Source organism: Devosia sp. J20-27, assembly GCF_055808595.1.
In genome coordinates this window covers 3,225,785-3,247,532 of record NZ_CM147875.1, presented here as the reverse complement: position 1 = coordinate 3,247,532, position 21,748 = coordinate 3,225,785, and the positions used below count along the sequence as shown (strand labels likewise).

Genomic DNA, 21,748 nt, shown 5'->3' with positions numbered 1-21,748 from the left:
GCTGGAGGGATGGTGCCGGCAGCAGGATTCGAACCCGCGACCGCCTGATTACAAATCAGATGCTCTACCAACTGAGCTATACCGGCACAGGCGGCTAGCTAGCATCGGCGGGCAGTTGCTGCAAGCTGGCAGTGCGGCGAGATGACTCAAACCTTCAGCCGGGCTCTCTAAGCGGTTCCGCCCAAAGGTGAATTCCGCGGCGGCTGGCGCCTCGTGCTATCGCGTGCTAGCAAGGCGGCCCGTCCTTGGAGCCTATTGCAGCATGGTTGCAACCGACCGCATCGCTTTCGTTTCGAGCGGCACGCCCGAGGCGGATGCCGCCGCCGAGTCGTTGCGTGAGCGTTATGGCAACGTGCCGCTGGTCGAGGCCGGTGTGGTCGTGGCCCTGGGTGGCGACGGGCTGATGCTGGAAACCCTGCATCGGGTAATGGACTTGGGCATTCCCGTGTATGGGATGAATTTCGGCTCGGTCGGCTTCCTCATGAACGCCTTCTCGGCCGAGGGGCTGGTGGAGCGTCTGCAGAGTGCCAACCCGACCGACATCTATCCCCTGGCGATGTCGGTGCGCGATGCCGATGGCAATCAGTTCGAGGCGCTGGCGCTCAATGAAGTCTCTCTGTTCCGCGCATCCTATCAGGCCGTCAAGGTGGAAATCCTTGTCGATGGCCACCCCCGGCTCGATGAACTGATTTGCGACGGTGTGCTCCTCTCCACTCCGGCAGGTTCTACTGCATACAACCTGTCGGCTCATGGACCCATCCTGCCCATCGACTCGTCTCTCTTGGCACTGACCCCGATCTCGCCATTCCGGCCGCGTCGCTGGCGCGGCGCCATCCTCACCAACCGCGCCGAAGTCACGTTCCGGACCCGCGAGGCCGAAAAGCGACCGGTCAGTGCAGTTGCCGACAATGTCGAATTCCACAATGTCGTTGAGGTGAAAGTGCGGGAAAACCGCGACCGCAGGGTAACCCTGCTGTTCGATCCAGGCACCGGTCTCGAAGAACGCGTCCTCAGCGAGCAGTTCCGCTATTAAGCCGCCGGCAGCGCCAGATACTCTTCCTGCGGCGGCAGCCCAGGCAGCGCCTTCCGGCCATGAACGTCATCGGCAAAGGCCGACATGACACCGCGCGCCGCCTTGCGGGCCAGTGTCACGTTCTGCTCGGAGAGATAGGCAAAGGCCTCTTCAAGTTCCGTCGGGATCATGCCGTCGTGCTCGACGATCAGTTCCTCGGTGAGTGCTGTGACGACGAAATGTCGCGCCGCCACGTCGTCGGCAAGGTCCGCGGCACGGGCGTGAAAGATCAGCCGGGCAATCATGTTGCGGACCGCCGGCCCGAGCCCGCAGCGGGCCAGGAGGGCGTTGAGCGCGGCGCGGCTGCCCGACTCCAGTAGCGTGAACACCTTGTCGCGCGGTGCTTCGGCCAGTTCGGCCAGACAGTCGGCGAAAAACAGTACGTGCCCGTTGACCACGGCATGCAGCATGACTCTGGCCGAGACCCGTTCGCTGATGACAAGCTCGATGGCGTAGCCGGTACGTGAGGCGGCCGCCTCGGACTCGCCGATCTCGGTCAAGGCGGTATCGGTGGCGTTGCGCAGCAGTCGTTCAAGTCGCGACGGGGCCACCGCGCCCTTGACCATGCGCGCGCCCGCCAGCTTCTGGGCGACGGCCTGCACCAGCGTCAGCCGGGCCGCTGCCGGCAGATCGTTGCGCGCCAGCAATGCGCCGCGAATGTCGGCATCCTCAAGCGCCACTCCCGTCGCCAGCAGCATCATCCGGTCCGGCGCTATCTCGATGTCTTTGCGGCCAAGCAGCTTTAGTGTGGTGGCCTTGTCGGCTCGCTTAAGCAGCGCCGCGATCACCCTGGGCGATAGACGGTCACGCATCGCCACCGCCAGCAGCATGCTGGGCTCGGCGCCACGCAGCATGCCGAGCAGATCCGCGTCGATCAGCGCTGGCGAGTACTGCGCCACGGCGCGCGCGATGATCTCGGCATCCTGCAGCAGCGCCAGCAGGATTGGGCGTGGAGCGTCGCGGGTATGCAGCAGGCCATAGGCGAGGGCGGCACGCACCTTGACCGAAGGATCATCGAGAAAGCCGATCAGTGCGGCATAAAGCGCGGCATGCTCATCGGCCGGGCCGTGATGGGCAAGGTAGGCTTGCGCCGCCAGATGCGCGGCCTGTCCGCGTTCTTGGCTATCGCCGGACCGGGTCAGGGACACAAAATCCTGGTACGCAACCATTACAACTCTCCGGATACTCCGGAAATCAGGTTAGCGGCCAAGGTTTAAGGAACGGTTCACCCTGTTTGTTGCGTCCCCTTTAACCGCGTTACTTGCCGTAGAGCTGGGTAAAGAAGGCGCTGTTGGGATGCGCTTCATCGGCCGGCGTCATCAACACGCGCGGCTGGATTGGTGCGGCTTCGTTGGAAAACAGCCCCGTGAACGACATGTCGTCCTGCGAGAACCGTGAGGGCAGGGGCTGCGTATCCGGCCACTTGGAGCCCTGTCCGAAGGCCAGCGGCGCGGGATTGGCCGGGTCGGCTGCCAGTTGCTGTGCGGCAAAGGCGGCATCGGCCCCGGCCGCAGCCGAGCCGCCCTCGTGCTTTTGCACCAGCGCCTTGTAGACTTGCCGGATGGTCCGGGCCTGTCCGTCGTCGTAAAAAATCGAGGGGTTGGCCTTGGCTTGTCGCGGAAACAGACTGGCCGCGATCTGATCGGGATTTTCGAGGCCCGCGGTGAACATCCTTTCCGCCCCGCGCGGGCCTAGGAAGTGGGCAATGTAGAGCTCGCCGGGGCTCGGCATGCGGCCGAATTTTCCGTAGAGATAGGCGCCATTGTTCCTGGTGAAAGCGGCCGCGAGGTCTGCCGCCACCTGCGGTTCCTCGCGTAGTCTCAGGACCTCGGCCCGCAATTTTGGATCCTTGATGACGAAATCGCCATCGCTGGTCTCGGTAATTGCGTCAGCATAGGATTGGTAGCCCAGCCGTGGACCTTCATCCTTCATCACCTGCAGCCAGGTGCTCTCCAGAAACTGGAAAAGGCCGACAGCGCTCGAGGTCGATGCCTTGGCAGTCGGGTTGAGGCTGCTCTCGCGGACTGCCGTTTGCAGAAGGTAGTCGAAATCGACGCCACTTTTCGTGCCCGCGGAATTGAGCACGTAGGCAAGGCTTTGCGGCACCGCTATTGGCTGGACGCCCATCGACTCGTACTGATCTCCGGCAAGATTTCGTTAACTATTGCGCAGGGTGGGTTAACGAAAGGTTACTCCGTCCAGTAGCTGACGACGCTGTCGAGCGGCGGACGGGGTCTGTCCTCGGGCTTGATCTTGGGCGTGCCGATATGGATGAAGCCGACAAACCGTTCGCCGCCTCGCGCTCCGAGCGCCTGCTGGGCCGCTGCGTCGAACAGCACCCAGCGCGACATCCAGGTGGCGGCAAATCCCGATGCGAAGGCAGCGTGCTCGAGCGCAAAACACACATTGACCGCCGACATGAACTGTTCGAGTTCCGGAATCTTCGGACTTTGTTTGGGCGAAAAGATCACGCCGATGGTCAATGGCGCGGGCAGGAAGTGGCGACGGTCCGCGTCGAGTGCTGCGTCCTCTGCCGCGGGATTGTTGAGCTTGGCGATGGCGGCCAGCTTCTCGCCTGCCCGGGCACGCGCCTCGCCCTCCCAGATCACCAGCCGCCACGGCGTCAACTTGCCATGGTCGGGCACCCGGGTGCCGATCGTCAGGATCTGCTCAAGTTCATCCGCATTCGGTCCGGGCTCCGCCAGAAAGCCGATACCAACCGAACGGCGGGTCTTGAAATAGTCGAGCAGGACAGGGTTGGCGGCCATGGGGGAGAGCTTTCGTCGAATGCTTGCGGGTAGGGCGCCCTTATGACACAGCTTTTCCCTAATCCAAGCGTAGGTGCTCGAAACATGCGTCGGGCCGGCGCCAGGAACGGCTGCGGGGTACGGGTGAAGACGTCTAGATTCTTAAGATTTCTGCTGTGCGCTCTGCTGATGGGCGCCCCCTCTCTATCGGTCGCACAGGTTGCGCCATTGCCTCTGCCGCGTCCCGCGGACCGAATCCCGGAGGGAATGGCTCCCGTGCCCGCCGATGTGGCGGACGAGGCGCAACCAGACGACTCGGAGCCACTGGCCACTCCGGCCGACCAGGCTTCCAACGCCGCCGCCGCTGCAGAGGCCGTCGCACTGGAGCCGCAGCCGGTCACATTGACGGCAAAAATCACCGAGGCCGGCGCCAGTATTTCCGAGGGGGTCGTCTGGCGGGTATTTGAAGCGCGGGCCGACGCGTCGGGAGAACTGGCGCTCGCCGCCAAGTCCGACTCTGCTACCGCCAGTCTGGAACTGCCGCCCGGTCAGTACGTCGTGCACGCCGCCTACGGCCGTGCTCAGGCGACCGATACGCTTGAGGTGCACGAAGGCGACAATGCGAAGTCCATGGTGCTCGATGCCGGTGCCATGCGTCTCAATGCCGCCGTCTCCGGCGATGTCTCAATTCCCATCAACCTGCTGCGCTTCGACATATTCTCTTCCGATTCCGAGGCCGACCGCACTCTCGTCGCCCAAAACATGAGCGCCAACGATGTGGTCACGCTCAATGCGGGCACCTATCACGTCGTCTCGTATTTCGGAGACGTGAACGCTGTCGTTCGCGCCGACCTTCGTGTCGAGCCGGGCGAATTGACCGACGCAACGCTCTACCACCGCGCCGCGCAGATTTCCTTCAAGCTGGTCACCGAGGAGGGCGGCGAGGCAATTGCCGACATCGACTGGACCGTCAAGACCGCCAGCGGAGAGACTGTCTTCACCAATATCGGTGCCTTTCCAGCTACGGTGCTCGCCGAGGGTGACTATCTCGTTCTGGCCAAGCGCGGCGATACCGTCTTCAGCCGGGAGTTCGCCGTTTCTCCCGGACAGGGGCGTGAAGTCGAAGTTCTCACCACGGTCTATTAGCACGGCCTTCGGTGCGCCGCCCCGCGCTCTGGTCGACTGCATTTCCTGGTGAGATTGTTCCGACGATATTTGCAGTCCTCGGATTTTCCCATCTGATGGGCACATTGATCTCTGCGTCCGATGTCGATGTGACATCAGAAGGATGCGGAAACCCGTCGTGTTGCATTTGGCATTTTTGTTCTTTTTCAAGACTTTGATTGTTGCTGCTGTGGTCAGTGTCACCACGGCGCCGTGAGGTGGATAAGTGTCCGAGCCCCAGATCTACGTCGATGCAGACGCCTGTCCGGTCAAGGATGAGGCCATCCGCGTGGCCATGCGCCAGCGTCTCACCATTACTCTTGTCGCCAACCAGGGGTCGCGCCCAACCCGCGACCCGATGATCCGCTACGTCTACGTCCCCTATGGTCCCGACGCCGCCGACGACTGGATCGTTGAGCAATTGACGCCGGTCGACATCGTCGTCACCTCCGATATTCCGCTGGCGAGCAGGGCGCTGGATATTGGCGCTCAGGTCCTTGGCCCCAACGGCAAGCGTTTCACCGAGGAATCCATCGGCATGGCCCTGGCCATGCGCGAGCTCAAGCAGCACTTGCGCGAAACCGGCGAGAGCCGCGGCCTGAATGCAGAATTTACGGCGCGCGACCGCTCGCAGTTTTTATCCGCGCTTGACGAGGCGGTGACACGCGCCAAACGTCAGGCGCAATGAGCCGGAATCTTGGGTTCCAAAGGCAAGACCGCTGTTGCATCCGCGCAGGGATGCTGGTGTATGAGGCGCAGTGATGCGCTCGCGGAAACCCTGCGAACCACACCTCGGGAAAGAAGAGGGACTGCAACATGAAACTGAATTCCTATCTGGCCCTGCCGGCCGTGCTCGCCATGAGCGTGCTGCTCGCGGCCTGTGACAACAACTCCAGCCAGCCGGCCACGCCTGCTGCCGATTCCACCCCCGCTGCGACCGACACGACCGCCTCCGACACTGCAGCGGCGGAAGCCAAGGCAGCTGAAGAAAAGGCTGCTGCAGACAAGGCTGCCGCCGAAGCCAAGGCGGCGGAGGAAAAGGCCGCCGCTGACAAGGCCGCCGCTGACAAGGCCGCTGCGGAAGCCAAGGCAGCCGAGGAGAAGGCTGCTGCTGATAAGGCTGCTGCGGAGGCGAAGGCTGCTGAGGAGAAGGCAGCTGCCGACAAGGCAGCTGCCGACGCCAAGGCGGCCGCTGACAAGGCCGCTGCTGATAAGGCCGCTGCGGAAGCCAAGGCAGCTGAAGAGAAGGCAGCTGCTGACAAGGCTGCCGCTGACGCCAAGGCTGCGACTGAAAAGGCCGCTGCCGATAAGGCTGCCGCCGATGCAAAGGCCGCTACGGAAGCTGCCGCTGCCGCCGCACCAGCAGTTGACGCCGCCGCCGCAAAGGGCGCAGCCGACGCAAAGGCTGCTCTGGACGCTGCTGCTTCGGCACCGGCCGCCGACGCGATGGCACCAGCAGCCATGGCTGCATCTGAACCTGGCAAGCTTCCGGGTGCCGGTCTCAAGCCGGATACGATGCTCGCTGCCAACGCCAAGACCGACAACGTCGCCTACCTTGGCGTCTGGGCTGCCGATGCAGCTGCCTGTGCCAACGTCGATCAAGCGGGCGCAACCGACTATGTCGTCATCTCGGCTCTCAGCATCCGGCAGGGCAGCGACTTGACGATTGTCTCGCCGACCCCGCTCGATGGCGGCAAGGCTGCTCTCGGCACCGCAGACAAGCCGCTCGATATCGCCATGCCGACCGCCGATACCATCACCGTTAATGGTGGCGCGCCGATGGTGCGTTGCGCCAAGTAAGCTAGGCACTGATGATGATCGGGGAGGGGCCGCGCCAGTCGCGGCCCTTTTCTATTTACGTCCTGCCGTGGCCGCAAAGAGCGCAATGGCGGCAGCGTTCGAGACATTCAGCGACTTGATGGGCCCGGGCATATCGAGCCTCACCATTTCGTCGCAGAGTTCCCGCGTGCGCTGGCGCAAGCCCTTGCCTTCGGCGCCCAGCACGATGGCCATTGGCACATCGTCCGTACGTGCCGTCAACGGTGCCTCGGCCTCCGAGTCGAAACCCAGCACCCTCAGGCCCCGCTGCTTAAGGGTTTCCAGTGCATTGCCCAGGTTGCGCACTTCGATCAGTGGCACCATATCAAGTGCGCCGGAGGCCGATTTCGCCATAACCCCCGTTTCGCGTGGCGAATGCCGGGCCGTGGTCAACATTGCATCGGCGCCAAAGGCGCATGCCGTCCTCAGGATCGCCCCCACATTGTGCGGGTCGGTCACTTGGTCGAGGACAACTACGAGTTTGAGCTGTTGGATATCGTTGAGCCCGAACCGGCTGACCGGCTCCACTTCCAGCGCCACACCCTGGTGTACCGTGTCGTTGCCCAGCAGTTTGTCGAGTTCCCGTGGCGTTGTCTCGGTAACACGCATCTTGCCGATCCCGCCGCTCTCGTTCAGGCGGATCAGGGCATTCGGAGTCGCCAGCAGGGCGCGTTTCTCCCGGAGCGGATTATCCAGCGCGGCGCGCACCGTATGGATGCCATACAGGTACACCGGACCATCATCGGGATTGTATTTTGGCTTGGGCGGAAACTTGTTGCGGCTCATGGCTTTCCGGTACGCGGTTTGCCCCCGTCCAGCAAGCTCAACCATACGTCCATGGCTTGTGACGAAGCTGAAACATTCTCTGTTGACACATCCGGCCAAGCTCACCATAAACCGCCCGACGACGCGCCCCGGCGCGTCTCTTCCGTCTCTAGTGGAGGGGTGGGAGAGTGGTTAAATCCGGCAGACTGTAAATCTGCTCGCTTAGCGTACACTGGTTCGAATCCAGTCCCCTCCACCACTTCCCCTTTGCCGGTCGGCGTCACCGTCGGACGCTTGCACGTGACAATCGGGGCGTGCCAGTGTCGCCGGAATGCGGGTGTAGCTCAATGGTAGAGCAGAAGCCTTCCAAGCTTATGACGAGGGTTCGATTCCCTTCACCCGCTCCAGTCCTGAATAGCCCTTTCATACAGAAGGCAGAATTGCAGGCCTCGCGGCAAAACGCCCCGGACCGGCCGGGGCGTAGGTTGCTCGCGTCTATGGATTGACCGCCGACAGAGCCGTCAATCGCAGACGAACATGGCTTTCGTGCCGGCAGGTGCCGGTTCGCACGTCCACCACAACGGTATCGGGGATTTCACCTTCGGCGCACGCACCGCCGTGGTGTGAGGCGTACCCATGGCCATCTTCACGTCCTCGCGCAGCATGGTGCGGCAGTCCGCCTTGAGCAGCGGCAGAATCAGGCAGTCGCTCTTGGAAATCATCGGTGCGGCCTGGGTCGGCAGCGCCGGCGCGGCAAGGCCGGCCACGACCAGCGCGGTGACGGCAATAATCTTCTTCATTGCATTCCCCTGTTTGTTGGGTCCGGCGCAATTCTTGCAGCCGGCACACTCCCTCATCGCTGCGGACGAGGCCCGCAACGGCAGCAATCTGCCACGAGCGCAGCTGGCCGCCAAGCAAGTACACAAGGGGATCGGGCCCGTTTCACAGGCGCTGGCGTGCGCGACCTGCATTTTCCGGCGGCCACAGCAAAACGTCCGAGGAGAACTGTTGCACCGCACGCAGTTTGCGACTAGACCGTGCGTCGCCTGATAGGGGTATAGCTCAGTTGGTAGAGCATCGGTCTCCAAAACCGAGGGTCGAGGGTTCAAGTCCTTCTGCCCCTGCCAGGCGTAAAACTTTCCCACCAACCTCCCATGAACGATCTCTAGCGGCTGGCGGTGCACTTGGCCGGCGCCAACTCGCAGTTCCTGGCCGCCATCGCGTCCCAGTTCTTTGCTTGGCTGGGTATGGGGGTTGCAATCTTTCTGTCGACCGACTAGATACGCCCTCTCAGCCGCCGAGGAGACTCGCGCGGTTTTTGGTTATGGGCCGAAACGCCCAAAAGGAAAGAATGCTGATGGCTGGCGCTAACCCCATGAAATTTCTGCAAGAGGTGCGTCAGGAAGTCAGCAAGGTAAGCTGGCCATCGCGCAACGAGACCTTGATCTCAACGGTCATGGTTCTGGTCATGGTGGCGTTGGCGAGTATTTTCTTCCTTGTCGCCGACCAGATTATTTCCTGGCTTGTCCAGTTGATGCTGTCGATCCGCTGAGCGGTCTGCAAAGAACAAAGAATTAGGAGCGACGACGCGGCATGGCCAAGCGCTGGTACATCGTTCAGGCGTATTCGAATTTCGAGCGCAAGGTGGCGGAAGATATTCGCCAGAAGGTTGCGCAGAAAAAGCTCGAAGACCTGTTCGAGGACGTCATTGTGCCGACCGAAAAGGTCGTCGAGATGCGCCGAGGCCGCAAGGTCGACGCAGAACGCAAGTTTTTCCCCGGCTATGTGCTGGTGAAGATGGAACTGACCGATCAGGCGTTCCACCTCATCAAGAACACGCCGAAGGTCACCGGGTTCCTCGGTTCGGGCGACAAGCCCATGCCGATCTCGGAGAAGGAAGCCATGGCGATCCTGCAGCAGGTGCAGGAAGGCGTGGATCATCCCAAGCCGTCGGTCTCGTTCGAGGTCGGCGAGCAGGTGCGCGTCGCCGACGGCCCCTTCGCCAGCTTCAATGGCGTGGTCGAGGAAGTCGACGAGGAACGCTCGCGCCTCAAGGTGGAAGTATCGATCTTCGGGCGTCCCACTCCGGTGGAACTCGAATACGGTCAGGTCGAAAAGGTCTGACCATGAAGTTTCCGGCCCAGGCCGGGAATTCGTAGCCGCAGGGTTACGGAAAAACCGTGGGAGAGGGCGGTGGCGGCCAGCCACCGGCAAAACCTCGCACCACGGCGTCAACTGCGTTCGGGTGACACCGGGCAAGCGTTTTGAAAGGACGTACGATGGCAAAGAAAATTACTGGCTACCTGAAGCTTCAGGTTCCGGCCGGCTCGGCGACCCCGTCGCCCCCGATCGGCCCCGCGCTCGGTCAGCGTGGCCTCAACATCATGGAATTCTGCAAGGCGTTCAACGCGTCCACGCAGGAAATGGAAAAGGGTGCGCCGACCCCGGTCGTGATCACCATTTTCGCCGACAAGAGCTTCACCTTCGAAACCAAGCTCCCCCCGGTGACCTACTTCCTCAAGAAGTCGATGAACCTGAAGTCTGGCTCTAAGCTTCCGGGCAAGGACTCGGCCGGCACCATCACTTCCCAGCAGATCCGCGAGATCGCTGAGAAGAAGATGAAGGACCTCAACGCCTATGACGTTGAGCAGGCGATGTCGATGATCGCTGGATCCGCCCGTTCAATGGGCATTCAGGTCGAGGGCTAAAACATGGCAAAGCTGGGAAAACGTACCGCAGCGATCTCCGAAGGCATCGATCGCAAGAAGCTCTATGGCATTGAAGAGGCTGTGAAACTCGTCAAGGACCGGGCCAAGGCCAAGTTCGACGAAACCGTCGAGATCTCGTTCAATCTGGGTGTTGATCCGCGTCACGCCGACCAGATGGTCCGCGGCGTCGTGAATCTCCCCAATGGCACCGGCAAGACCGTTCGCGTCGCCGTGTTCGCCAAGGACGCAAAGGCCGATGAAGCCCGCGCCGCCGGTGCTGACGTCGTTGGTGCCGAAGACCTGGTCGAGCAGATCACTGCCGGCAACATCAATTTCGACCGTGTCATCGCGACACCCGACATGATGCCGCTGGTTGGCCGTCTCGGCAAGATTCTTGGGCCGCGCAATCTGATGCCGAACCCCAAGGTCGGCACCGTGACTCCCGACGTCACCGGCGCCATCAAGGCCGCCAAAGGCGGTGCAGTTGAATATCGCGTCGAGAAGGCTGGCATCATCCACGCCGGCGTCGGCAAGGCTTCGTTTACCGAGCAGGCGCTGCTCGAGAACATCAAGGCCATCGCCGATGCGGTGCAGAAGTCCAAGCCGGCCGGTGCCAAGGGCACCTACATGAAGCGCGTTGCCGTTTCCTCGACCATGGGCCCGGGCGTCCATGTCGATCCCTCGTCGGTCCACGCGTAAGACCGTCGAAGCCGGCCCAGTTGGCCGGATGCACGAATTCGGGGCGGTTCTCCGCCCCGATATCTGGTCGCGAGACCAGATAAGTCCTGTCCGAGACTGCGTGGTGCGCCGCAAGGCACTTAATCCCGACAGGGGCCAGCAATAGACGGGGGGAAGACCGGTTTCCGCTGTGAAGCGGTTAGTCGGTTCGAACCAGGCCAGTTGCCGCCAAGGGGCATTTCGTCCTTCCGCGGTCAGCTCGGTTGACAGGCGTTAACCCGCTGAACTCCCGCAATGGAGGACAGCAATTGGCAAAAGTCCGGCACGTTTATCGCCGGGCTCAATGTGGAGACTAGCAGTGGAAAGAGCGGAAAAGCGTGAACTCGTCACGTCGCTCCAGGCCGCATTCGCGGGCGCTGGATCGATTGTGGTCGCGCGCAATGCCGGCCTCACCGTTGCCGACCTGGAAAATCTGCGCAAGCAGATGAAGCAGGCCGGTGGCTCGGTGAAGGTGGCAAAGAACCGCCTTGCCAAGCTCGCTCTGAAGGACACCGACAACGCGGACATCTCTGCCCTGTTTACCGGGCCGACTGTCCTCGCCTACGCCACGGATCCCATGACCGCGCCGAAAGTCGCGGCCACTTTCGCAGACAAGAACTCGAAGTTCGAGGTTCTTGGCGGTGCAATGGGGAAGACCGAGCTCGACGCAGCAAACGTCAAGGCGCTGGCAACCATGCCTTCGCTCGACCAGCTCCGCGCTACGCTCGCCGGCATGCTCAAGCAGCCCGCGACCCGTATCGCTTCGGTCGTGCAGGCACCGGGTGGTCAGATTGCACGGGTTCTCGCCGCTTACGCGGACAAGAGCAACGCAGCATAGGCGCTTAGTACCGGGGTTTCGGCCCCACCCACGGTTCGAACTGAACAACACAAATCTGAAAGTGAACTCAAATGGCTGATCTCGCCAAAATCGTAGACGACCTCTCGGCTCTCACCGTCCTCGAGGCTTCTGAACTGTCCAAGATGCTCGAAGAAAAGTGGGGCGTTTCGGCTGCCGCTCCGGTGGCTGCTGCCGCCGCTGCCGCTGCTCCGGCCGCTGCCGTTGAAGAAAAGACCGAGTTCGACGTCGTTCTCACCTCGTTCGGTGACAACAAGATCAACGTCATCAAGGAAGTCCGTGCCATCACTGGCCTGGGTCTCGGCGAAGCCAAGGCGCTTGTCGAAGCCGCTCCCAAGACCATCAAGGAAGCTGCTTCCAAGGCCGAAGCTGCCGACATCAAGGCAAAGCTGGAAGCTGCCGGCGCCAAGGTCGACCTGAAGTAAGGTCTGCAAGTTTCGGGCAGCGCCTCACGGCGCTGCCCTATTCCTGTCGTAGTGTTGACTATAGCGACAGTCGCCACCCGCAGCCGGTTGCATTGGCAGGGCAGGGCGCAAGTTTCTGAAGTTGCGGAATAAGGGGCGCCTCCCATTGCCCCGGACGATCACATTCACAAGGCAGATGTCCTGATATCCGACGGCTGATAGTCGGGTCTTTGGACATGTGCCTCCGAGACATTCGAGAGAAAGATAGGAGCGGGTATGGCTACCACGTTCAACGGCCGCCGTAAGGTACGCAAGTCCTTTGGGTCCATTCGCGAAGTCACGGAGATGCCTAATCTCATTGAGGTCCAGAAGGCCTCCTATGATGAGTTCCTCCTCGTCGACGAGCCCAAGGGCGGTCGCAGGGAAGAGGGACTTCAGGCTGTCTTCAAGTCGGTCTTCCCGATCACCGATTTTTCCAACACGGCATCCCTCGAGTTCGTCAAGTACGAGTTCGAGCTGCCCAAGTATGACGTTGACGAGTGTCGCCAGCGCGACATGACATTCGCCGCGCCGCTCAAGGTGACGCTGCGTCTGATCGTTTTCGAAGTGGATGAGGAAACCGGCGCCCGGTCCGTCAAGGACATCAAGGAGCAGGACGTCTATATGGGCGACATGCCCTTCATGACGTCGAACGGCACGTTCATCGTCAATGGCACCGAGCGTGTGATCGTCTCGCAGATGCACCGCTCGCCGGGTGTGTTCTTCGATCATGACAAGGGCAAGACCCACTCGTCGGGCAAGCTCCTGTTCGCCGGCCGGATCATTCCCTATCGCGGTTCCTGGCTGGACATCGAGTTTGACGCCAAGGATATCGTTTATGCGCGAATCGATCGCCGTCGCAAGATCCCGGTGACCTCGCTGCTCAAGGCGCTCGGCATGGATGCCGAGGAGATCTTGTCGACCTATTACGACTCTGTCACCTACGAGAAGACCAAGACCGGCTGGCAGATCCCCTACAACTGGGAAAAGATCAAGAACGCCAAGCCGACCCATGACCTGATCGACGCCAAGACCGGCGACGTGGTCCACGAGGGCGGCAAGAAGCTCTCGGCCCGCCAGGCCAAGAAGCTGGCTGAGAACGGCCTGACCCACCTCGCCGCAGTCAACGAGGACCTCTACGGCACTTTCGTCGCCGAGGATCTGCTCGATCTCAACACCGGCGAAGTTTTCGTGGAAGCCGGCGACGAGCTGGACGAGAAGACGCTGACCAAGCTGCTCGATGCCGGTTTCGACGAGCTGCCGATCCTGGACATCGACCACATCACCGTGGGCGCCTACCTGCGCAACACGCTCGCCGTCGACAAGAACGAGTCGCGTGAAGACGCCCTGTTCGACATCTACCGCGTCATGCGTCCGGGTGAGCCGCCGACGGTGGAAACCGCCGAAGCCATGTTCAAGTCGCTGTTCTTTGACAGCGAGCGCTATGACCTGTCCGCTGTTGGCCGCGTCAAGATGAACATGCGCCTCGAGATCGAGGCAGAAGACACCGTCCGTACCCTCCGCAAGGAGGATATCGTCGAGGTCGTCCGTACTCTGGTGAACCTCCGCGACGGTCGCGGCGAAATCGACGACATCGACAATCTCGGCAACCGCCGCGTGCGTTCTGTCGGCGAACTCATGGAAAACCACTACCGCCTTGGTCTGCTCCGCATGGAGCGTGCCATCAAGGAGCGCATGAGCTCGGTCGAAATCGACACGGTCATGCCGCAGGATCTGATCAACGCCAAGCCGGCGGCTGCCGCCGTCCGCGAGTTCTTCGGGTCGTCGCAGCTCAGCCAGTTTATGGATCAGACCAATCCGCTGTCCGAAATCACCCACAAGCGTCGCCTCTCGGCGCTTGGCCCTGGTGGTCTCACACGTGAGCGTGCCGGTTTCGAAGTTCGCGACGTGCATACGACCCACTATGGCCGTATCTGCCCGATCGAGACCCCCGAAGGTCCGAATATCGGTCTGATCAACTCGCTGGCGACCTTCGCCCGCGTCAACAAGTACGGTTTCATCGAGACTCCCTACCGCAAGGTTGTGGAGGGCGTGGTGACCGACGACGTTGTTTACCTCTCCGCCATGGAAGAGGCTAAGCACTACGTCGCTCAGGCCAATGCCGAGCTCAATGAAAAGGGCGAATTTGCGCACGAACTGATCGTTGCCCGCCACGCCGGCGACAACGGCCTGACGCCGCGCGATCTCGTCGATCTCATGGACGTTTCGCCCAAGCAGGTGGTTTCCGTGGCCGCGGCGCTCATCCCGTTCCTTGAGAACGACGACGCCAACCGCGCCCTCATGGGATCGAACATGCAGCGCCAGGCTGTGCCGCTGCTGCGTGCCGAGGCCCCCTTCGTGGGCACCGGCATGGAGTCGGTTGTGGCCCGCGACTCCGGCGCCGCTATCGTTGCCAAGCGCAAGGGCATCGTCGACCAGGTGGATGCGACTCGTATCGTCATTCGCGCCACCGAAGAGACCGATGCCTCGAAATCTGGCGTCGACATCTACAACCTGATGAAGTTCCAGCGTTCGAACCAGTCGACCTGCATCAACCAGCGTCCGCTGGTCGTTGTTGGCGATCACATCGGGCAGGGCGACATCATTGCCGACGGCCCGTCGACCGAACTGGGCGACCTCGCCCTGGGCCGCAACGTGCTCGTCGCGTTCATGCCCTGGAACGGCTACAACTTCGAAGACTCCATCCTGCTGAGCGAGAAGATCTCGATGCAGGACGTCTTCACCTCGATCCATATCGAGGAATATGAAGTCATGGCCCGCGACACCAAGCTCGGCCCCGAGGAAATCACGCGCGACATTCCCAATGTCTCGGAAGAAGCGCTCAAGAACCTCGACGAAGCTGGTATCGTGCACATCGGTGCCGAAGTGGCGGCCGGTGACATCCTCGTCGGCAAGATCACGCCAAAGGGCGAAAGCCCGATGACGCCGGAAGAGAAGCTTCTCCGCGCCATTTTTGGCGAGAAGGCTTCCGACGTTCGCGACACCTCCCTGCGCGTGCCGCCGGGCGATGCTGGTACGGTCGTTGAAGTGCGCGTGTTCAATCGCCACGGCATCGACAAGGACGAGCGCGCCATGGCCATCGAGCGCGAGGAAATCGAGCGCTTGGCGAAGGACCGCGACGACGAGCAGTCGATCCTCGACCGCAACGTCTACGCGCGCCTCAAGGAGATGCTGTTCGGCAAGGCCGCGACAGCAGGTCCGAAGGGCTATGTCGTCGGCACCAAGCTCAATGACCAGATGTTCGAGGCCCAGCCGCGCGCCAAGTGGTGGCAGTTTGCGGTCGAGGACGACAAGGTCATGGCCGAGATGGAGGCTCTGCACGCTCAGTACGAGGAGAGCCGCCGGACGCTCGAGCAGCGCTTCATCGACAAGGTGGACAAGCTGCAGCGCGGTGACGAACTGCCGCCGGGCGTCATGAAGATGGTCAAGGTGTTTGTCGCCACCAAGCGCAAGCTCCAGCCAGGCGACAAGATGGCCGGCCGTCACGGCAACAAGGGCGTGGTGTCGCGCATCGTTCCGCGCGAAGACATGCCGTACCTTGAAGACGGTACCCCCGTCGACATCGTGCTCAATCCGCTTGGCGTGCCGTCGCGCATGAACGTTGGTCAGATCCTTGAGACCCACCTGGGTTGGGCCTGCGCCGGCGTCGGCAAGAAGATCAACGACATGCTCAAGGTCTACCAGCAGAAGGGTGACCTGAAGCCGCTCAAGAAGGAGATCCACTCGATCTTCGAGGGCGACATGTCGATCACCGATCTGGATGACGACAGCACGGTCCGTCTCGGCGAGCATCTGTCCAAGGGTATCTCGATCGCGACGCCGGTTTTCGACGGCGCCAAGGATGCCGATATCGTCGAGATGCTGCAGCGCGCAGGCCTCGATTCCTCGGGTCAGTCGACTGTCTACGATGGTCGTACCGGTGAAGCCTTCGACCGCAAGGTGACGGTTGGGTATATCTACATGCTCAAGCTGCACCACCTGGTCGACGACAAGATCCATGCCCGTTCGATCGGTCCGTACTCGCTCGTTACCCAGCAGCCGCTGGGCGGCAAGGCGCAGTTCGGCGGTCAGCGCTTCGGCGAAATGGAAGTGTGGGCACTGGAAGCCTATGGCGCTGCCTACACGCTCCAGGAAATGCTGACGATCAAGTCGGACGACGTTGCCGGCCGTACCAAGGTTTACGAAGCCATCGTGCGTGGCGACGACACCTTCGAAGCGGGCATCCCGGAATCGTTCAACGTTCTGGTCAAGGAAATCCGTTCTCTCGGACTCAATGTCGAACTCGACATGTCCGAAGGCAGCGAACTTGCCCCGGGCGGCCCGGCTGCGGACCAGCTCGAACCTCCTCAGAACGCGGCGGAATAAAGCTGCCGAGTTCTACCCCCCATTCATTCGGTACGCTCCCGGCCCAGCCCGCCGGGAGCCACCGATAAGAGGAGCTACCTGATGAATTCTCATCACCACGTCATGGACCCGTTCAACCCGCAGGTCCCCGCCCAGATGTTCGATCAGATGAAGATCAACATCGCGAGCCCGGAGAAAATCCTCTCCTGGTCGTACGGCGAGATCAAGAAGCCGGAAACCATCAACTACCGTACGTTCAAGCCCGAGCGCGACGGCCTGTTCTGCGCCCGCATCTTTGGGCCCGTGAAGGACTACGAGTGCCTGTGCGGCAAGTACAAGCGAATGAAGTTCAAGGGTGTCATCTGCGAGAAGTGCGGCGTTGAAGTCACGCTGAGCCGCGTACGCCGCGAGCGCATGGGCCACATCGAACTGGCCGCGCCCGTCGCGCACATCTGGTTCCTCAAGTCCTTGCCGTCCCGTATCGCGCTGCTGCTCGATATGACGCTCAAGGACATCGAGCGTATCCTCTACTTCGAGAACTATGTCGTTCTCGATCCCGGTCTGACCCCGTTCACGCTCCGTGAGCTGATGACCGAGGAGCAGTACCTCGATGCGCAGGACGAGTACGGTGCCGACAGCTTCACCGCCAAGATCGGCGCCGAGGCTATTCGCGACATTCTGCTGGCGCTCGACCTCGAAACTATTGCGGCCGATCTCCGTGTCGAGATCGCCGAGGCGACCACCGAACTCAAGCCCAAGAAGCTGGCCAAGCGTCTCAAAATCGTCGAGCAGTTTATCGTTTCGGGCAACAAGCCCGAATGGATGATCATGACCGTCATTCCGGTCATTCCGCCCGAACTCCGCCCGCTCGTCCCGCTGGACGGCGGCCGCTTCGCCACGTCCGATCTCAACGATCTCTATCGCCGCGTCATCAACCGCAACAACCGGTTGAAGCGCCTGATCGAGCTCCGCGCCCCGGACATCATCATTCGCAACGAAAAGCGCATGCTGCAGGAAGCTGTGGACGCGCTGTTCGACAACGGCCGCCGTGGTCGCACCATTACCGGTGCCAACAAGCGTCCGCTGAAGTCCCTGTCCGACATGCTCAAGGGCAAGCAGGGCCGCTTCCGTCAGAACCTGCTCGGCAAGCGCGTCGACTATTCCGGCCGTTCGGTGATCACCGTTGGTCCCGAACTCAAGCTGCACCAGTGCGGCCTGCCCAAGAAGATGGCGCTCGAACTCTTCAAGCCGTTCATCTACTCGCGCCTCGAGGCCAAGGGCTTCTCGTCCACGGTCAAGCAGGCCAAGAAGCTGGTCGAGAAGGAAAAGCCGGAGGTCTGGGATATCCTCGACGAAGTCATCCGCGAGCACCCGGTTCTGCTGAACCGCGCGCCCACGCTGCACCGTCTTGGCATCCAGGCGTTCGAGCCGCATCTGATCGAAGGCAAGGCCATCCAGCTGCATCCGCTCGTTTGTGCCGCCTTCAATGCCGACTTTGACGGCGACCAGATGGCCGTTCACGTGCCGCTGTCGCTTGAAGCGCAGCTTGAAGCCCGCGTTCTGATGATGTCGACCAACAACATCCTGCATCCGGCCAATGGTCAGCCGATCATTGTTCCGAGCCAGGACATCGTTCTCGGCCTCTACCATCTGTCGCTGATGAACGAGAACGAGCCCGGCGAGGGCATGGCGTTCTCCGACATGGGCGAGCTTGAGCACGCCCTTGCGACGGGCGTTGTCACCATGCACACCAAGATCAAGGGCCGCGTTTCGGTCTATGACAAGGATGGCAAGGAGACCAAGGAGATCGTCGAGACCACTCCTGGTCGCATGATCCTGGGCAAGCTTCTGCCCAAGAATATCACGGTGCCGTTCGCCACGGCGAACCAGCTGATGACCAAGAAGATGATCTCCAAGATGATCGACACCGTCTATCGCGGTTGCGGTCAGAAGGAGACGGTCATTTTCTGTGACCGGATCATGGATCTTGGCTTCAAGCACGCTGCCCGCGCCGGCATCTCGTTCGGCAAGGACGACATGGTTATCCCGGCGAGCAAGTACACGCTCGTCGAAGAGACCCGTAAGCTGGTCGAGGAATTCGAGCAGCAGTACAATGACGGCCTGATCACTCAGGGCGAGAAGTACAACAAGGTCGTCGACGCCTGGGCCAAGTGTGGTGACAAGGTTGCCGAAGAGATGATGAAGGGCATTGCTGCCGTTCAGATCGACAAGGAAACCGGTCGTCAGAAGCCGATCAACTCGGTCTACATGATGAGCCATTCCGGTGCGCGTGGTTCGCCGGCGCAGATGAAGCAGCTTGCTGGTATGCGCGGCCTGATGGCGCGTCCGGACGGTTCGATCATCGAAACCCCGATCACGGCCAACTTCAAGGAAGGCTTGAACGTTCTCGAGTACTTCAACTCGACCCACGGTGCCCGTAAGGGTCTCGCGGATACCGCGTTGAAGACCGCGAACTCGGGATACCTGACCCGTCGTCTCGTTGACGTCGCCCAGGATTCGATCATCACCGAAGTCGATTGCGGCACCGATGCCGGCCTCACTATGGAGCCGATCATCGATGCGGGTCAGATCGTGGCCTCCATCGGCCAGCGTATTCTGGGCCGTACCGTCGCCGAAGACATCGTTCATCCCGAAACCGGTGCAGTCATTGCCGCTCGCGGCCTGCTGCTGTCGGAAAAGGACGTCGATATCATCGAGGCGGCCAAGATCCAGAGCGTCAAGATCCGCTCGCCGCTGACCTGCGCTCTGCGTCAGGGCTGCTGCGCGACCTGCTATGGCCGTGACCTGGCTCGCGGTACGCCGGTCAACATCGGCGAAGCCGTGGGCGTCATCGCGGCGCAGTCGATCGGTGAACCGGGCACACAGCTCACCATGCGCACGTTCCACATCGGTGGCACGGCTCAGGTGGTCGACACCTCGTTCCTCGAAGCCGGTGCGGAAGGCAAGATCGCCATTCGCAACAGCAACGTGGCCAAGCTGGCCGACGGCAAGCTGGTTGTGATGGCGCGCAATGTGTCGCTCGCCATCCTCGATAACGAGGGCAAGGAGCGTTCCACGCACCGTGTGACCTATGGCTCCAAGCTGCTGGTCAAGGAAGGCGACGAGGTCCGCCGTGGACAGCGTATCGCCGAATGGGACCCCTATACCCGTCCCATCCTGGCCGAAGTCGATGGCGAGGTTGCTTTCGAGGATCTCGTCGACGGTTCGTCCGTTGCCGAGAATACCGACGAAACGACCGGCTTTACCAAGCGCGTCGTTATCGACTGGCGGACCAGCCAGCGTGGCGATGGCTTGCGGCCGGCACTGGCAATCACCCGCGGCGGCTCTGTCGCCAAGGTTGAGCGTGGTGGTGAAGCCCGCTACCTGCTGTCGGTGGACGCCGTTATCGCGGTTGAACCGGGTGAAAAGGTTGCGCCGGGCGACGTGCTCGCGCGTATCCCGCTCGAAAGCGCCAAGACCAAGGACATCACCGGCGGTCTGCCGCGTGTGGCCGAGCTCTTCGAGGCCCGTCGTCCCAAGGATCACGCGATCATCGCGGAGATCGATGGTACGATCAAATTCGGTCGCGATTACAAGAACAAGCGCCGCATCATCATCGAGCCAGAGGAAGAGGGTGCAGACCCGGTCGAGTACCTGATCCCGAAGGGCAAGCCGTTCCATCTCCAGGAAGGCGACACCATCGAGAAGGGTGAGTATATCCTCGACGGCAACCCCGCACCGCACGACATCCTGGCCATCAAGGGCGTGGAGGAGCTTGCTCGCTACCTCGTCAACGAGATCCAGGAAGTCTACCGCCTGCAGGGCGTGCTGATTAACGACAAGCACATTGAGGTGATCGTTCGCCAGATGCTGCAGAAGGTCGAAATCACCGTGCCCGGCGACAGCGGTATGCTCAAGGACGAGCAGCTCGATAGGCTGGACTTTGACGAGCTCAACGACCAGCTCGTTGCCGACGGCAAGAAGCCGGCGGAAGCCGTGCCGGTGCTCCTGGGCATCACCAAGGCGTCGCTGCAGACCCGCAGCTTCGTCTCGGCTGCCTCGTTCCAGGAAACCACGCGCGTGCTTACCGAGGCTGCGGTTTCCGGCAAGGCCGACCTTCTCGAAGGCCTCAAGGAAAACGTCATCGTCGGCCGTCTGATCCCGGCTGGTACCGGTGCCGGTATTTCGTCGGCCAAGCTGATCGCCGCCAAGCGCGACGATCTGATCCTCGACGAACGCCGCCGTCAGGCCGCGACGGCCGCAATTGCGGCGCCAGTCCCGACCCCGGCCGAGCCAGCGGAATAAGCGAACGTCACACAGACTGCAGAAGGGGCCCCAGCGGCCCCTTCTTTTTGGGCTGGTACCGCCCTCAACACAGCCTTAATGACACTACAGGGCCTCCCTTGAGCACTGAAGGTACGTGATGAGCGACACAACCTGGTCTGCTGTGGACGACTACTTAGCGTCCAGATTGCTCCCGCATGACCCCGTTCAGGAAGAGACGCTGAGCCTGAATGCCACAAGCGGGCTTCCGGCCATTGATGTGTCGGCTCTGCAGGGCAGGATGCTCAATCTTCTCGCCCGCATTCAGGGCGCCAGGAACATCCTCGAGATCGGTACGCTGGGCGGCTACTCAACCATCTGGCTGGCACGGGCACTGCCAGTTGATGGCCGGCTCGTAACGCTCGAGTTTGTGCCGCGCCATGCCGAGACGGCCAGAGTCAACATTGATCGGGCGGGCCTCGGCGCTTTGGTCGATATACGTGTCGGCGCTGCTGCTGACACCCTGCCGGTCCTGGCGTCGGAGGGGGCAGGGCCCTTCGATTTCGTCTTCATTGACGCCGACAAGCCGAACAACCCGATCTACCTCGAATGGGCTCTGAAAATGGCGCGGTCAGGTACAGTGATAGTTCTGGATAACGTCGTCCGCGACGGCGCTGTTGCCGATCCGTCGAGCTCGGACGCCAACGTTCAGGGATCGCGAGCGGGAATCGATTTCCTGGCCAGCCATCCGCAGCTGGATGCGACCGCCATACAGACCGTCGGCAGCAAGGGCTACGACGGTTTCGCTCTCGCCGTGCTCAAGTAGGCGG

18 protein-coding genes and 4 tRNA genes are annotated in these 21,748 nt (G+C 61.6%); 16 read left to right on the top strand and 6 right to left on the bottom strand.

Annotated elements, in window-relative coordinates:
* Positions 1–10: 10 nt before the first annotated feature.
* Positions 11–86 (bottom strand) — tRNA-Thr (locus AC0L4C_RS16130).
* 176 nt (positions 87–262) lie between these two features.
* Between AC0L4C_RS16130 and AC0L4C_RS16125 the strand changes: the two genes are divergently transcribed.
* Positions 263–1,033 (top strand): NAD kinase, encoded by a 771-nt coding sequence (locus AC0L4C_RS16125; protein ID WP_473400719.1) that lies wholly within the window; start codon positions 263–265, stop codon positions 1,031–1,033.
* On the opposite strand, the gene AC0L4C_RS16120 is transcribed toward AC0L4C_RS16125, so the two are convergent.
* The 3 genes from AC0L4C_RS16120 to AC0L4C_RS16110 form a co-directional block, all read right to left on the bottom strand.
* Positions 1,030–2,241, bottom strand: a complete 1,212-nt coding sequence (locus tag AC0L4C_RS16120; RefSeq protein ID WP_473400718.1) for a DUF2336 domain-containing protein — start codon at positions 2,239–2,241, stop codon at positions 1,030–1,032. The two genes, AC0L4C_RS16125 and AC0L4C_RS16120, sit on opposite strands and share 4 nt — an antisense overlap.
* Before the next feature lie 88 nt (positions 2,242–2,329).
* A complete protein-coding gene (locus AC0L4C_RS16115) occupies positions 2,330–3,199 on the bottom strand; it encodes a transglycosylase SLT domain-containing protein (protein ID WP_473400717.1) in 870 nt (289 codons plus the stop codon).
* A 62-nt stretch (positions 3,200–3,261) separates the two neighbouring features.
* Complete coding sequence (locus AC0L4C_RS16110; protein WP_473400716.1) at positions 3,262–3,840, bottom strand: nitroreductase family protein; 579 nt, start codon at positions 3,838–3,840, stop codon at positions 3,262–3,264.
* A gap of 246 nt (positions 3,841–4,086) precedes the next feature.
* On the opposite strand from AC0L4C_RS16110, the gene AC0L4C_RS16105 reads away from it, so the two are divergent.
* From AC0L4C_RS16105 to AC0L4C_RS16095, 3 genes are all read left to right on the top strand, one after another.
* Positions 4,087–4,965: a hypothetical protein gene (locus AC0L4C_RS16105; protein WP_473400715.1), complete on the top strand. Its 879-nt coding sequence runs from the start codon at positions 4,087–4,089 to the stop codon at positions 4,963–4,965.
* Positions 4,966–5,209: 244 nt separating this feature from the next.
* Entirely contained in the window at positions 5,210–5,671 is a 462-nt protein-coding gene (locus AC0L4C_RS16100) for a YaiI/YqxD family protein (RefSeq protein ID WP_473400714.1), read from the top strand.
* A 128-nt stretch (positions 5,672–5,799) separates the two neighbouring features.
* A complete protein-coding gene (locus tag AC0L4C_RS16095) occupies positions 5,800–6,783 on the top strand; it encodes a hypothetical protein (protein ID WP_473400713.1) in 984 nt (327 codons plus the stop codon).
* A gap of 51 nt (positions 6,784–6,834) precedes the next feature.
* Here AC0L4C_RS16095 and rlmB read toward each other — a convergent pair whose 3' ends face one another.
* Positions 6,835–7,587 (bottom strand): 23S rRNA (guanosine(2251)-2'-O)-methyltransferase RlmB, encoded by a 753-nt coding sequence (rlmB, locus tag AC0L4C_RS16090; RefSeq protein WP_473400712.1) that lies wholly within the window; start codon positions 7,585–7,587, stop codon positions 6,835–6,837.
* 153 nt (positions 7,588–7,740) lie between these two features.
* On the opposite strand from rlmB, the gene AC0L4C_RS16085 reads away from it, so the two are divergent.
* A tRNA-Tyr gene (locus tag AC0L4C_RS16085) sits at positions 7,741–7,825 on the top strand.
* A 74-nt stretch (positions 7,826–7,899) separates the two neighbouring features.
* Positions 7,900–7,973, top strand: a tRNA-Gly gene (locus AC0L4C_RS16080).
* A 114-nt stretch (positions 7,974–8,087) separates the two neighbouring features.
* On the opposite strand, the gene AC0L4C_RS16075 is transcribed toward AC0L4C_RS16080, so the two are convergent.
* On the bottom strand, positions 8,088–8,366 hold the full coding sequence (locus AC0L4C_RS16075; RefSeq protein WP_473400711.1) for a hypothetical protein: 279 nt from the start codon (positions 8,364–8,366) through the stop codon (positions 8,088–8,090).
* 251 nt (positions 8,367–8,617) lie between these two features.
* On the opposite strand from AC0L4C_RS16075, the gene AC0L4C_RS16070 reads away from it, so the two are divergent.
* From AC0L4C_RS16070 to AC0L4C_RS16025, 10 genes are all read left to right on the top strand, one after another.
* Positions 8,618–8,693: transfer RNA gene (locus tag AC0L4C_RS16070), tRNA-Trp, on the top strand.
* 230 nt (positions 8,694–8,923) lie between these two features.
* Positions 8,924–9,118 (top strand): preprotein translocase subunit SecE, encoded by a 195-nt coding sequence (secE, locus tag AC0L4C_RS16065; RefSeq protein WP_473400709.1) that lies wholly within the window; start codon positions 8,924–8,926, stop codon positions 9,116–9,118.
* Positions 9,119–9,159: 41 nt separating this feature from the next.
* The gene (gene nusG, locus AC0L4C_RS16060) at positions 9,160–9,690 is read left to right on the top strand and encodes a transcription termination/antitermination protein NusG (RefSeq protein ID WP_192656611.1); all 531 of its coding nucleotides are present in this window, start codon (positions 9,160–9,162) and stop codon (positions 9,688–9,690) included.
* A 155-nt stretch (positions 9,691–9,845) separates the two neighbouring features.
* Positions 9,846–10,274 carry a 50S ribosomal protein L11 gene (gene rplK, locus AC0L4C_RS16055; RefSeq protein WP_473400708.1) on the top strand — a complete coding sequence of 143 codons (429 nt, stop codon included), beginning with the start codon at positions 9,846–9,848 and terminating at the stop codon, positions 10,272–10,274.
* 3 nt (positions 10,275–10,277) lie between these two features.
* A complete protein-coding gene (gene rplA / locus AC0L4C_RS16050) occupies positions 10,278–10,973 on the top strand; it encodes a 50S ribosomal protein L1 (RefSeq protein ID WP_473400706.1) in 696 nt (231 codons plus the stop codon).
* A 337-nt stretch (positions 10,974–11,310) separates the two neighbouring features.
* Positions 11,311–11,829 (top strand): 50S ribosomal protein L10, encoded by a 519-nt coding sequence (gene rplJ, locus AC0L4C_RS16045; RefSeq protein ID WP_473400705.1) that lies wholly within the window; start codon positions 11,311–11,313, stop codon positions 11,827–11,829.
* 71 nt (positions 11,830–11,900) lie between these two features.
* On the top strand, positions 11,901–12,272 hold the full coding sequence (gene rplL / locus AC0L4C_RS16040) for a 50S ribosomal protein L7/L12 (RefSeq protein ID WP_473400704.1): 372 nt from the start codon (positions 11,901–11,903) through the stop codon (positions 12,270–12,272).
* 255 nt (positions 12,273–12,527) lie between these two features.
* Entirely contained in the window at positions 12,528–16,676 is a 4,149-nt protein-coding gene (gene rpoB / locus AC0L4C_RS16035; protein WP_473400703.1) for a DNA-directed RNA polymerase subunit beta, read from the top strand.
* Between the two features lie 81 nt (positions 16,677–16,757).
* Complete coding sequence (gene rpoC / locus AC0L4C_RS16030) at positions 16,758–20,960, top strand: DNA-directed RNA polymerase subunit beta' (RefSeq protein WP_473400702.1); 4,203 nt, start codon at positions 16,758–16,760, stop codon at positions 20,958–20,960.
* Between the two features lie 118 nt (positions 20,961–21,078).
* Complete coding sequence (locus AC0L4C_RS16025) at positions 21,079–21,744, top strand: O-methyltransferase (protein WP_473400701.1); 666 nt, start codon at positions 21,079–21,081, stop codon at positions 21,742–21,744.
* Positions 21,745–21,748 lie beyond the last annotated feature (4 nt).